Genomic DNA, 12,175 nt, shown 5'->3' with positions numbered 1-12,175 from the left:
CCCCCGGGGCGGCGGCCCACCGGCGTCCGGGACGCCCCCCGCACCTGAGAGAATGTGCGCATGGCCTCACCCCGACCCCGCGCGCTCTCCGGTATCCAGCCCACCGCAGGCTCGTTCCACCTCGGGAACTACCTCGGAGCGATCCGCCAGTATGTGGCGCTGCAAGAGACGCATGACGCCTTCTACATGGTCGTCGACCTGCATGCGATCACGGTGCCGCAGGACCCCGCCGAGCTGCGGGCGAACACCCGGCTGGCCGCGGCCCAGCTGCTGGCCGCCGGGCTCGACCCCGAGCGCTGCACGCTGTTCATCCAGAGCCATGTCCCCGAGCACGCCCAGCTCGGCTGGATCATGAACTGCCTCACCGGCTTCGGCGAGGCGTCCCGGATGACGCAGTTCAAGGACAAGTCCGCCAGGCAGGGCGCCGACCGCGCCACCGTCGGGCTGTTCACCTATCCGATCCTGCAGGTCGCGGACATTCTGCTGTACCAGGCCAACGCCGTCCCGGTCGGCGAGGACCAGCGCCAGCACATCGAGCTGACCCGTGATCTCGCCGAGCGCTTCAACGCCCGCTTCGGCGAGACGTTCACCGTGCCCGAGCCGCATATCGTCCGCGAGGTCGCCAAGATCTACGACCTCCAGGACCCGACGATCAAGATGAGCAAGTCGGCCTCCACCCCCAAGGGCCTGATCAATCTGCTCGACGAGCCGAAGACCACGGCCAAGAAGGTCAAGAGCGCGGTCACCGACACCGACACCGTGATCCGCTACGACGCCGAGGAGAAGCCGGGCGTCAGCAACCTCCTCACGATCTACTCCACCCTCACCGGCACGGCCGTCGCCGATCTGGAGAAGAAGTACGAGGGCAAGGGCTACGGCGCGCTGAAGACCGACCTCGCGGAGGTCATGGTGGAGTTCGTCACGCCGTTCCGGGCCCGTACGCAGGAGTATCTGGACGACCCGGAGACACTGGACTCCATCCTCGCCAAGGGCGCGGAGAAGGCCAGGGCCGTTGCCGCGGAGACGCTGGCCGCCGCCTACGACAAGGTGGGCTTCCTGCCGGCGAAGCACTGACGAAGCACCGGCAGGGCGCTGACGGTGGCCCGCGGGGCACCGTCAGGACACTGCCCAAGGGCTGCACTGGCCACAGCGGGCGTGCAGCCGCCACACTGGCGGCTGCATGCCGACACGAGTGATGAGGAGATGGACGTGGGGACCGTAACGCTCGGCGTTTCGATCGCGGTCCCGGAGCCGTACGGCAGCCTGCTCCAGGAGCGGCGCGCGGCCTTCGGGGACCCCGCCGCGCACGGCATCCCCACGCATGTCACCCTCCTGCCGCCCACCGAGGCCGACGCCGCCGCGCTGCCCGCGGTCGAGACGCATCTGGCGGCGGTCGCCGCCGCCGTCCGGCCCTTCCCGATGCGGCTGTCCGGCACCGGCACCTTCCGCCCCATCTCTCCCGTCGTCTTCGTCCAGGTCGTCGAGGGCGGGGCGGCCTGCTCCTGGCTGCAGAAGCGGGTGCGGGACCCGGAGGGGCCGCTGGTGCGCGAGCTGCAGTTCCCGTACCACCCGCATGTGACCGTGGCGCACGGCATCTCCGAGGAGGCGATGGACCGGGCGTACGAGGAGCTGGCCGAGTACCGGGCGTCCTGGACGTGCGCCTCCTTCTCGCTGTACGAGCAGGGCGCGGACGGCGTATGGCGCAAGCTCAACACCTACGCCTTCGGCGGCGGGGTCGCCACGGTCCCGGCGCAGGGCTCGCCGGTGGACGAGACGGCCACCACACTCTGACACGCGCCCGTCCCCGGGGTGCCAAGCCCGCCCGTCTGGTACGCGTACACCATGGACTGGCTGACCAAGCTCCCCGTCATCGGCCCCTGGGCCGCCCGGCTGATGCGCACGCACGCCTGGCGCTCGTACGAGACGCTCGACCGGGTGCACTGGACGCGCCTCGCCGCGGCGATCACCTTCCTCAGCTTTCTGGCCCTGTTCCCGCTGATCACGCTTGCCGCGGCAGTCGCCGCAGCGCTGCTCAGCGACGAGACGCTGACCAGGATGGAGAACGAGCTGGCCGACCAGGTGCCCGGCATCTCCGACCAGGTCGACATCGGCTCCCTCGTCGACAACGCGGCTGCGGTCGGTCTGGTCGCCGGCGCGCTGCTGCTGTTCACCGGCATCGGCTGGGTCGGCGCGATGCGGGACTGTCTGCGGGCCGTATGGGGGAGGGACGACGAGGACGAGGGCAATCCCTTCGTACGGAAGGGGAAGGACGTCGGCGTCCTGGCGGGCCTCGGCGGCGCGGCGCTGGTCACGGTCGGCGTCTCCACGGCCGGGGTCACCGCCATCTCCTGGACGGCGGACCGGCTCGGCATCGAGCGGGCCGGCGCCGGGGGCGTACTGCTCCAGATCGCGGCGCTCGCCGTCGCCGTGCTCGCCGGCTTCCTGCTGCTGCTCTATCTGCTGACGCTGCTGCCCGGGGTGCATCCGCCGCGCCGCCGTCTGCTCGTCGCCGCGCTGATCGGCGCGGTCGGCTTCGAGGCGCTCAAGCTGCTGCTCGGCGGCTATATGACGCAGGTCGCGGGGAAGAGCATGTACGGGGCCTTCGGCGTGCCGGTGGCCCTGCTGCTGTGGATCAACTTCAGCGCGAAGCTGCTGCTGTACTGCGCGGCGTGGACGGCGACGGACGGCGAATCGCCGGAGGCGGTCCCGGAGCCGGCCCCAGAGCCCGAGCCGGTCCCGGAGCCGGAGCCCAAGCCGGGCCCCGAGCCGAAGGCGGCGCCCCGCCCCGGCCTCAGGGGCGAGGGTTCCGGCGGCGCACCCGGTCCGGCAGCGGCCAGCGGCGATTGACCAGGAAGACCCCGGCGGCCACCACGACAAGCGCCCCGCCCGTGACGGCGAGCGCGATGCCGATGCCGCTGGATTCCGAGGCCCCCGCGGCGTCGGCCTGCGCGGGCGCGCTGGCCTGGCCGTCCTTGCCGCCGTCCTCGCCCGCGCCGACGGGCTCCGTGCTGGGGCCCGTGTCCGCGGACTTGGGCGGGACCAGCTCGCCGACCGGGGTCACCTTCCCGGCCGAGGCGAAGCCCCAGTCGAACAGCCTGGCGGCCTCCTTGTAGACCGCGGAGCTCTCCCCGGAGTCCGGATTCATGACGGTGACCAGCAGCACCCTGCCGTTCCGCTCGGCCACCCCGGTGAAGGTCGAGCCCGCGTGCGTGGTGGTGCCGTTCTTCACGCCCGCGATGCCCTTGTACGGGGTGACGCCGTACGCCCCCGTCATCAGCCGGTTGGTGTTCTGGATCTCGAACGTCTCCCGCTCCTTGCCCTTCTCCTGCTTGCCGGGGAACTTCGCGGTGACGGTGGAGCAGTACTCGCGGAAGTCCTTCTTCTGCAGGCCGCTGCGGGCGATGAGCGTGAGGTCGTACGCGGACGAGACCTGGCCCTCGGCGTCATACCCGTCCGGGGACACCACGCGGGTGTCCAGTGCCTGGAGCTCCTCGGCGTGCTTCTGCATGTCCTTGACGGTCTTCTCGACGCCGCCGTTCATCGAGGACAGCACATGCACCGCGTCGTTGCCTGAGCGCAGGAACACCCCAAGCCACAGGTCATGGACGGTGTATGTGTGATCCTCCTTGACCCCGACCAGACTGCTGCCCTCGCCGATGCCCTTGAGGTCGTCGGGGGTCACCTTGTGCACGGTGTCCTTCGGCATCCGGGGCAGCAGCGTGTCCGCGAACAGCATCTTCATCGTGGACGCCGGGGGGAGCCGCCAGTGGGCGTTGTGCGAGGCGAGCACATCGCCGCTCTCCGCGTCCGCGACGATCCACGACCGCCCGCTGAGCTTCTTGGGCAGCACCGGCGCGCCGGGGCCGAGGTTCACCTGGGTGCCGGGTTTGCCCAGCAGCGCACCGCCGACCGTGGACATCGAGACGGGCGGCTTGGGCTGCTTCTTCTCGTCTGCCTTGCCGTCGTTCCTGGCCGCGGCGGCGGGACCGGCGGCGAGAAGCGGAACCATTGCGGCGGCGGCGACCGTCAAGACGGTCTTCTTCAAAGCAGACACGGTCGAGAACGTACATGGCTGCGAAATACATATGGACATCGGCATGCGGAATCGGCCCCTCCGACGCCGGGACAGACCACCCCGGAAAACCCGGTCGGACGACGCCCGCGATACTGACCTCATGAAGCTCAGCCGTCCCGTGTCCTGGTTCCTGCTCGCGTTCGGGGTCTGGAGCTGGTTCATCTGGATCACTTTCGTCAAAAACCTGTGGCAGGACGCCAGTGGGCTGGCCTTCGATGACGCGGGCGACCCGACCGGCTACTTCTGGGTCCATCTGGCGCTCGCCGTGACGTCCTTTGCCTTGGGGACGGCGATCGGCGTGATCGGGTTGCGCGGCATCAGGGCACTGCGGCGAACGCCGCAGCAAGTCAAATGACCCATATGAGTCAGGTACGAGTCAGATATGGGTCAGAGATGAGTCAGGCGAGTCGATGAGGGGGAACGGTTCGTGGTCGTGGTCGCCGTGCTCATGGCAGTGACGGTCGTCGCCCTGCTGGCCGGGGTGCACTGGTACGTCTGGCGACGCCTGATCCGCGACACGACCCGCCCCCGCGGGCTCGCGCGCCGCGCGGGCACGGTCGCGGTGTGCGTGCTCCCCCTGCTCTCGCTCGGCGCCCTGCTCTCCCGCCGCGCAGGCGCCCCCTTCTGGCTTGAACAGCTCCTCGCATGGCCGGGCTACCTCTGGCTCGCGGTCCTCCTTTATCTGACTCTTGCCCTCTTGGCGGGGGAGGCGATACGTCCTCTGCTGCACCGATTCCTGCGCGCCCGCACGGCACGCGGTGCGGCCGCGTCTGACGGGGCGACGGAGCGGCCGGTGGCGGCTGCGGTGACGCACGCCGCAGCCGACGGGGCCGCGAACGCGCCGACCTCGCCGGTCACACTGCCACGCGGGCCCCAGTCCGACACCCCGTCAGACGACCCCGCCGCGCGAGGCACGGCCGTTACCCCGCCCGCCGCAGGCGCGCGGGGTGCGGGCGGGACGTCCGCCTCCGGGGCGGCTGCCCCGGCCGCCGGGGGCGGCGCGGAGCCCATGCCGGGGCCCCGGTCCCGCGCCGGAGGCGGGGAGCCTGCCGGTCCCGCTGCCGTGACGGCAGCCCTCGACGGGTCGGGTGCGCACGGCACGCCCGGAGGCGCGGCGCGCCCGGCCACGGGGGCCGGGGAGCCCGCGCAAGGGGCCCCCGACCGCGCCGGAGGCGGCATGTCGCGGCGGGTGTTCGCGGCACGCATCGTCGGCGGCGGTGCGGCCGCCGTGGCGCTCGGGACCGTGGGGTACGGGACGTACGGCGTGCTGCGCGGCCCGCGCGTCAAGCGGGTGACCGTGCCGCTGGCCAAACTCCCGCGGTCCGCCCATGGATTCCGCATCGCCGTCGTCAGCGACGTCCACCTCGGGCCCGTCCTCGGCCGCGCCCACACCCAGCGCATCGTGGACGCCGTCAACGCGGCCTCGCCCGATCTGATCGCGGTCGTCGGCGATCTCGTCGACGGGTCCGTCGAGGACCTCGGCCCCGCGGCCGAGCCGCTCGCCCGGCTTGAGTCGCGGCACGGCGCGTTCTTCGTCACCGGCAATCACGAGTACTTCTCCGGCGCCGACCAGTGGATCGACCATGTGCGCGAACTCGGTCTGCGGCCGCTGCAGAACGAACGCGCCGAGATCACCGGATTCGACCTCGCGGGCGTCAACGACGTCGCGGGGGAGAGCGAGGGCGAAGGCCCCGACTTCGCCAAGGCCCTCGGCGACCGCGACCCCGCCCGCGCCTCCGTGCTCCTCGCCCATCAGCCTGTCGTCATCCACGACGCCGTCGAGCACGGAGTGGACCTCCAGCTCTCCGGCCATACCCACGGCGGCCAGCTGTGGCCCGGCAACTACCTCGCGGAGCTGGCCAACCCCACCCTCGCGGGGCTCGAACGCTACGGCGACACCCAGCTGTACGTGACCCGCGGCGCGGGGGCGTGGGGGCCGCCGGTGCGGGTGGGCGCGGCGTCCGACGTCACGGTCGTCACCCTCGCCTCCCGCCAGGCGTAACCCCGGTCCACCCGAACCAGGGCCTCCGCGCCACCCCCGCTGCGGGGGCTCCGCCCCCGTACCCCCGCGCCTCAAGCGCCGCGGGGCTGGGATGCGAAACCGGTGACCGTGCTCGCGGGCGGCGGCGCGCCGCCTGACGCAGCGGGGCGGGCCGGGGCTCGCGATGAGCCCCGGCCCGCCCCGGTGGGCGCACCCGGCGTCACGCCAGGCGTCGTCTGCCGCGCCTTACTTCGGCAGCCAGGCCTTCCATGTGTCCTCGTTGTCCGCGATCCACTTCTTCGCGGCGTCCTCGCTGGACATCTTGTCCTGGGCGACGTACTTGGCGACCAGGTTCTGGTCCTCGGTGGACCAGTTGAAGTTCTTCAGGAACTTCGCGGCGTCGCCGTCCTCCTTGGCGAAGTCCGCGTTCATCCACTTCTTCAGCGGAACCTCGGGGTAGGCGCATGCGACCTTGTTCTCGTCGGCGTCGCAGCCCTCCTTGTACTCGGGCAGCTTGACCTCGACGAGGTCGATGGTGGCGTTCATCCACTGCGGGGTCCACCAGTAGGTCAGGAACGGCTTCTTCGCCTTGTAGAGCTGCTCCAGCTGCGCCAGGTGCGTGGCCTCCGCGCCCGCCTCGATCGGCTGGTAGTTCAGCTTCAGGTTCTTGATCAGGGCGTTGTCGTGGGAGACGTACGACGGGTCGCCCTTGATGAACTGGCCCTTGTCGCCGCTCTCCGGGGTCTTGAACAGGTCGGCGTACTTGTTCAGGTTCTTGTAGTCGGTGACGTCGGGGTTCTCGTCGGCCACGTACTTGGGCACGAACCAGCCGATGTGGCCGACCACGCCGAGGTCGCCCGCGGCGACGACGGTCTTGTTGCCGTCGACATAGCGCTTGACCTCCTCCGGGTGGCCCCAGTCCTCCAGGATGGCGTCGATCTTGCCCTGGCTCATCGCGTCCCAGGCCGGGGTCTCGTCCATCTGCTTGGTTTCGACCTTGTAGCCGAGCTCGCTCTCCAGCAGCTCCTTGGCCACGGCCGTGTTGACCTCCGCGCCGACCCAGGACGGCGTATGGAGTCTGACGGTCTTGTCGTCCCCGCCCTTGCCGCCGGTCTCGGCGGCGCTGCACGCGCTCAGGGCGACGAGGGAGAGCACACCGGTGGCGGCGACCGCGGTACGGCGGATCAGGCGCTTGTTCATCTTGCTCATGAGGGGAATCCTTTTTCTTGCGGGGTGTAACGGGGGGTGGCGTTACGGGGGCTAGGGGTTGGGGCCAGGGGTTGGGGCTACGTGCCGGACGCTCCGGAGGCGGAGGACGCCGCGGCGCGGGTCGTCGGCTGGGTCAGCTTGTCGAGCATCAGTCCGAGGCAGACGATCGCGACGCCCGCGATCAGGCCGCTGCCCAGTTCGCTGCCCTTCAGTCCTTCGACCACGTCGAAGCCGAGGCCGCCGCCGCCCACGAGGCCGCCGATGACGACCACCGCGAGCACCAGCACCACGCCCTGGTTGACCGCGACCAGCAGCGCGGGGCGCGCCAGCGGCCACTGGACCTGGACGATCTGCTGCCAGGTGCGGGCGCCGAGCGAGCGGGAGGCCTCCAGGGTCGCCGGGGAGGCGGTCTTCAGGCCCTGTGCGGTGATGCGGACCACCGCGGGCAGCGCGTAGATCGCCGCCGCCGCGATGGCCGCGGCCCGGCCGGCGTTGAACAGCTGGACCACCGGGATCAGATAGATGAACTGCGGCATCGTCTGCATGGTGTCCAGCACCGGCCGCAGCAGCCGCTCAACGACCGCGACGCGCGCGGCCAGGATGCCGATCGCGAAGCCCAGCAGCAGGGTGATCGCCAGCGCCACGACGACCTGCGACAGGGTGTGCATCGACTTGTCCCAGACGCCGAGCACGCCGACGAGGCCCAGCGACACACCGGCGGTGACCGCGCCGCGCCAGGTGCCGACCAGCAGTGCGGCGGCCGCGGCCAGCAGCACCATGGCCCACCACGGCACGGCGAGCATGCCCTCGCGCACGGGGTTGAGCACCCAGGTGGTGAAGTTGCCGGCCCACTCGCTGGTGCCGCCGAGGACGGGCACATCGGTGTAGAACGCTCCGACGACCCAGTCCATGAAGCGGTTCAGCGGCTGGGCGAAGTCGACCGTCCACGCCTCGGGCCACTCGCGCTGGAGCAGCTGCCCGGCGACGATCGCGGCGACGGCCCCGCCGCCCGCGATGAGCGCGGTCTTGCGCCCGTCGCCGGGGGCCGGGACCTGCTGGCCGGGCTGCGCTTCGGACCTGATGCCGGCGGCCGCCGTCACCCGGTCCAGCCACACGGCGATCAGCACGATCGCGACGCCCGCGGCCAGGCCCATGCCGAAGTTCTTCCGGGACAGAGCCGTGAAGACGTTCTCGCCCAGACCGCCCGCGCCCACGACGGAGGCGATGACCACCATGGACAGCGCCATCATGATCGTCTGGTTGAGGCCGAGCAGCATCTCCTTGCGGGCCAGCGGCAGCCGCGCGGTGCGCAGCCGCTGGAGCCTGCCCGCGCCCAGCGAGGTGACGGCCTCCATGACCGTCGGGTCCGCGCCGCGCAGGCCCAGCGAGGTGAGCCGCACCATCGGCGGGACCGCGTAGATCACGGTGGTGAGCAGCGCGGACGGCGTGCCGGTGCCGAAGATCAGTACGAACGGCAGCAGATACGCGAACGCGGGCAGCACCTGCATGGTGTCCAGCACCGGCCGCAGCGCCGACTGCACCCGGTCGCTCAGCCCGGCCGCGAGGCCGAGGACCACACCGAGCAGCGCGGACGCGGCGACGGCCACGATCATTAGCGCGAGCGTCTCCATCGCCGGGTCCCACAGGCCCATCAGCCCGATCGCGCCGAGCGAGCCGACGGTGACGCCGACGACGCGCAGGCCCCGGCGGCCGGCCCCGGCCGCGTACCAGGCGCCGACGGCGGCGAGGGGCAGCACCCCTGCCCAGCCGAGCGAGGTCAGCAGCGAGTAGACCCCGTCCACCGAGTCGGTGGCGAAGTTGGAGATATGCAGCAGGAAGTAGAGGAACAGCGGGTGGGAGTCACGGTTGGCGATCACCCAGTCCGCGACCGAGTCGAGCGGTGCGACGAGGTCGACGGTCCAGCCGTCGTGCCAGCCGCCGCCCCAGATCAGCGCGCTGACGGGCAGCACGACCGCCAGGCCGAGCAGCGTCAGCCAGGTGACGGACGACCGGCCGCCGCCCAGGGCGGCGGTGAACCGCGAGAGCACACCCGCGCCCGCCCCCTCGGCGCCGGCGGCTCCGGCAGCCCCCCTGTCCTTGACGAGCTTGTCCTCGACGAGCGTGTCGGTCATGCCGGTACCACGTCTTCCTCGGGGGTGGGCTGCTCGGGCATCTCCGGCAGGTCGACCCCGGCGACGACGGCGAGCAGCGCGGCCTGGTCGACGATGCCGAGCAGCCGTCCGCCGTCCATGACCCGCGCGGGCGCGCCGGTGCGGGCGACGATCTCGACGGCCTCGCACACCTTGGCGTCGGCGGAGACCTCCGCGCCCCGGCCGGCCTCGTCGCCGCGGGCGGGGCGCACCGCCCGGCGCACCTTCATGACCTGCTCGCGCGGCACATCGCGGACGAAGTCGCGTACGTAGTCGTCGGCGGGCGAGCCCACGATCTCCTCGGGGGTGCCGAGCTGCACGATCCGGCCGTCGCGCATCAGCGCGATGCGGTCGCCCAGCTTGAGCGCCTCGCTCAGATCGTGGGTGATGAAGACCATCGTGCGGCCCTCCTCGCGGTGCAGCCGTACGACCTCCTCCTGCATATCGCGGCGGATCAGCGGGTCGAGCGCGCTGAACGGCTCGTCGAAGAGGAGCACCTCGGGGTCGACGGCGAGCGCGCGGGCGAGGCCGACGCGCTGCTGCTGGCCGCCGGAGAGCTGGCCGGGGCGGCGCTGCTCCAGGCCCTCCAGGCCGACCTTGGCGATCACCTCGGCGGCGCGGGCGCGGCGCTCGGCCTTGCCCATGCCCTGGATCTCCAGGCCGTACGCGACGTTGTCGATCACGGTGCGGTGCGGCAGAAGCCCGAAGTGCTGGAAGACCATGGAGGCGCGGTGGCGGCGCAGTTCGCGCAGCCGGGCGGCGTCCATGGACAGCACGTCCTCGCCGTCGATGGACAGTTCGCCGGAGGTCGGCTCGATCAGCCGGGTCAGACAGCGTACGAGCGTGGACTTGCCGGAGCCGGACAGGCCCATGACGACGAAGACCTCGCCCTTGCGGACGTCGAAGGAGACGTCCCGCACGGCGGCGGTGCAGCCGGTGCGCTCGCGCAGCTCGGCCGGGCTCAGCGCGCCCAGGGAGGCGTCGCCGGGCACCCGGTCGGCCTTGGGTCCGAAGACCTTCCACAGGTTGCGCACGGAGAACACGGCGGGCGCGCTCGCAGCGCTCCCCTTCGCGAGGTCCCCCGTGGCGAGGTCCCCCGTGGCCGGGGTGCTGGCGGGGGTGCTGGCGGCGTCGGCCGCAGTCTGGGTGTTCTGGGTCATCGGGTCTCGCCCCTCGTATCGGCGGCATGGGCTTCGGTGAGCAGCTCCGCGCACTTCTCGCCGACCATCAGCACGCCGATCATCGGGTTGACGGCGGTCATGGTCGGGAACACGGACGCGTCGGCGATGCGGATGCCGTCCAGACCCCGGATCTTCAACTCCGGGTCGACGACGGCGAGTTCGTCATCCGAAGCGCCCATCTTGCAGGTACCCGCCGGGTGGTACACGGTGTGCGCCACCTTGCGCGCGTACTCGCTCAGCTCCTCGTCGCCGACGACGTCCGGGCCGGGGCAGACCTCGCGCTTGAGCCAGCCGGCCAGCGGCTCGGTCTTGGCGATCTCACGGGCGATGCGGATGCCGTCGACCAGGGTGCGGCCGTCGTAGTCCTCCTCGTCCGTGAAGTAGCGGAAGTCCAGGGCCGGCTTGACCTCGGGGTCGGCGCTGGTCAGGTAGAGGCGGCCGCGGCTGCGCGGCTTGGGGATGTTCGGCGTCATCGACACGCCGTGCTCGGGCCGTTCGTAGCCCAGGCGCTCGGGGTTGTCGGTGAACGGGATCTGGTAGAAGTGGAACATCAGGTCCGGGCCCCGGGATTCGGGGTCGCGCCGCACGAACAGACCGGCGTCGCTGTCCATCGCCGAGTTCTCGGGGATCGGGCCGTTCGTCTCCCACACGATCACCGACTCGGGGTGGTCGAGCAGGTTCTCGCCGACGCCCTTCAGATCGTGCACCACGGGGATGCCGAGCTTCTGAAGGTCCTCGCGCGGGCCGATGCCGGAGTGCATCAGCAGCCGCGGGGTGTCCACCGCGCCCGCGCAGACGAGCACCTCACGGCGGGCCTCGACGAGCTGCTCCTCGCCGTCCTTGGTGCGGATGTGCACGCCCTTCGCGCGCGTGCCGTCCAGCTCCAGCTTGTACGCCCAGGTCTCCAGCGCGATATGCAGGTTCGGGCGGTCCAGGAACGGGTGCAGATACGCCACCGAGGCGGAGGAGCGCTTGTTGTTCTCCGGGTGGTAGGCGAGGTCGAAGAAGCCGACGCCCTCGTGGAACGGCTTCTTGTTGAAGCCCTCGACGCGCGGCACGTCCAGCGCGGACTGGGCGGCGTCGACGAAGTCGCGGGCGATGGCGTTCCGGTCGGCCTCGTCGACCGCGACGATGTTGTTGCGCAGCTTGCCGAAGTACGGGGCCATCGACGCGGCGTCCCAGCCGTCCGCCCCGGCCTCGGCCCACTCGTCCCAGTCGGACGGCAGCGGCTGGAAGGCGATGAGGGTGTTGTGCGAGGAGCACCCGCCCAGGACGCGCGCGCGGCTGTGCCGGATGTGGGAGTTGCCGCGCGGCTGCTCGGTGGTCGGGTAGTCGTAGTCCAGTTCGCCGCCGAGCAGCCCCATCCAGCGGCGCAGGGTCAGCACGTCGTCGCGGTCGACGTCGCTCGGGCCGCCTTCGATGACGGCGACGGTGACGTCGGGGTCCTCGGTGAGACGGGAGGCGATCACCGAGCCGGCGGTGCCGCCGCCGACGATGACGTAGTCGTACATGGGCATGTGGTGCTCCTGGTGGTGCTCGAAGTCTGCGGGGTCGCTGTGCGGTGCGGGCCGGGCCAGCT

Annotated in this window: 10 protein-coding genes; 5 read left to right on the top strand and 5 right to left on the bottom strand. The window is 71.4% G+C overall.

What is annotated here, in order from left to right; translation table 11 throughout:
* Window positions 1–60 precede the first annotated feature (60 nt).
* From trpS to OF819_RS09850, 3 genes are all read left to right on the top strand, one after another.
* The gene (gene trpS, locus OF819_RS09860) at window positions 61–1,074 is read left to right on the top strand and encodes a tryptophan--tRNA ligase (protein WP_267243018.1); all 1,014 of its coding nucleotides are present in this window, start codon (window positions 61–63) and stop codon (window positions 1,072–1,074) included.
* A 135-nt stretch (window positions 1,075–1,209) separates the two neighbouring features.
* Window positions 1,210–1,791 (top strand): 2'-5' RNA ligase family protein, encoded by a 582-nt coding sequence (locus OF819_RS09855; RefSeq protein ID WP_267243017.1) that lies wholly within the window; start codon window positions 1,210–1,212, stop codon window positions 1,789–1,791.
* A gap of 51 nt (window positions 1,792–1,842) precedes the next feature.
* Window positions 1,843–2,847, top strand: coding sequence for a YihY/virulence factor BrkB family protein (locus OF819_RS09850; protein ID WP_267243016.1), 1,005 nt, complete (start codon window positions 1,843–1,845; stop codon window positions 2,845–2,847).
* Here OF819_RS09850 and OF819_RS09845 read toward each other — a convergent pair.
* On the bottom strand, window positions 2,792–4,054 hold the full coding sequence (locus OF819_RS09845) for a D-alanyl-D-alanine carboxypeptidase family protein (protein WP_267243015.1): 1,263 nt from the start codon (window positions 4,052–4,054) through the stop codon (window positions 2,792–2,794). The genes OF819_RS09850 and OF819_RS09845 overlap by 56 nt on opposite strands.
* 121 nt (window positions 4,055–4,175) lie before the next feature.
* On the opposite strand from OF819_RS09845, the gene OF819_RS09840 reads away from it, so the two are divergent.
* Together OF819_RS09840 and OF819_RS09835 are read left to right on the top strand one after the other, a co-directional pair.
* Window positions 4,176–4,430, top strand: a complete 255-nt coding sequence (locus OF819_RS09840) for an SCO4848 family membrane protein (RefSeq protein WP_267243014.1) — start codon at window positions 4,176–4,178, stop codon at window positions 4,428–4,430.
* Between the two features lie 72 nt (window positions 4,431–4,502).
* Window positions 4,503–6,077, top strand: coding sequence for a metallophosphoesterase (locus tag OF819_RS09835; RefSeq protein WP_267243013.1), 1,575 nt, complete (start codon window positions 4,503–4,505; stop codon window positions 6,075–6,077).
* A 225-nt stretch (window positions 6,078–6,302) separates the two neighbouring features.
* On the opposite strand, the gene OF819_RS09830 is transcribed toward OF819_RS09835, so the two are convergent.
* From OF819_RS09830 to OF819_RS09815, 4 genes are all read right to left on the bottom strand, one after another.
* Window positions 6,303–7,256: an ABC transporter substrate-binding protein gene (locus tag OF819_RS09830; RefSeq protein WP_267243056.1), complete on the bottom strand. Its 954-nt coding sequence runs from the start codon at window positions 7,254–7,256 to the stop codon at window positions 6,303–6,305.
* Window positions 7,257–7,342: 86 nt separating this feature from the next.
* Entirely contained in the window at window positions 7,343–9,397 is a 2,055-nt protein-coding gene (locus OF819_RS09825; protein WP_267243012.1) for an ABC transporter permease subunit, read from the bottom strand.
* Complete coding sequence (locus tag OF819_RS09820) at window positions 9,394–10,575, bottom strand: quaternary amine ABC transporter ATP-binding protein (protein WP_267243011.1); 1,182 nt, start codon at window positions 10,573–10,575, stop codon at window positions 9,394–9,396. The genes OF819_RS09825 and OF819_RS09820 overlap by 4 nt, the downstream gene beginning before the upstream one ends.
* Window positions 10,572–12,113: a GMC family oxidoreductase gene (locus OF819_RS09815; RefSeq protein ID WP_267243010.1), complete on the bottom strand. Its 1,542-nt coding sequence runs from the start codon at window positions 12,111–12,113 to the stop codon at window positions 10,572–10,574. The genes OF819_RS09820 and OF819_RS09815 overlap by 4 nt, the downstream gene beginning before the upstream one ends.
* Window positions 12,114–12,175 lie beyond the last annotated feature (62 nt).

Source organism: Streptomyces sp. PR69 (assembly GCF_026420845.1).
GTDB lineage: Bacteria > Actinomycetota > Actinomycetes > Streptomycetales > Streptomycetaceae > Streptomyces.
The sequence above is the reverse complement of the archived record's forward strand: the minus strand, read 5'-3'. Positions and strand labels throughout refer to the sequence as shown.

Coding starts and splice junctions, on each gene's coding strand:
- trpS (WP_267243018.1), top strand. CDS start 61: ATGGCCTCACCCCGACCCCGCGCGCTCTCCGGTATCCAGCCCACCGCA.
- OF819_RS09850 (WP_267243016.1), top strand. CDS start 1,843: ATGGACTGGCTGACCAAGCTCCCCGTCATCGGCCCCTGGGCCGCCCGG.
- OF819_RS09840 (WP_267243014.1), top strand. CDS start 4,176: ATGAAGCTCAGCCGTCCCGTGTCCTGGTTCCTGCTCGCGTTCGGGGTC.
- OF819_RS09830 (WP_267243056.1), bottom strand. CDS start 7,256: ATGAACAAGCGCCTGATCCGCCGTACCGCGGTCGCCGCCACCGGTGTG.
- OF819_RS09825 (WP_267243012.1), bottom strand. CDS start 9,397: ATGACCGACACGCTCGTCGAGGACAAGCTCGTCAAGGACAGGGGGGCT.
- OF819_RS09820 (WP_267243011.1), bottom strand. CDS start 10,575: ATGACCCAGAACACCCAGACTGCGGCCGACGCCGCCAGCACCCCCGCC.
- OF819_RS09815 (WP_267243010.1), bottom strand. CDS start 12,113: ATGCCCATGTACGACTACGTCATCGTCGGCGGCGGCACCGCCGGCTCG.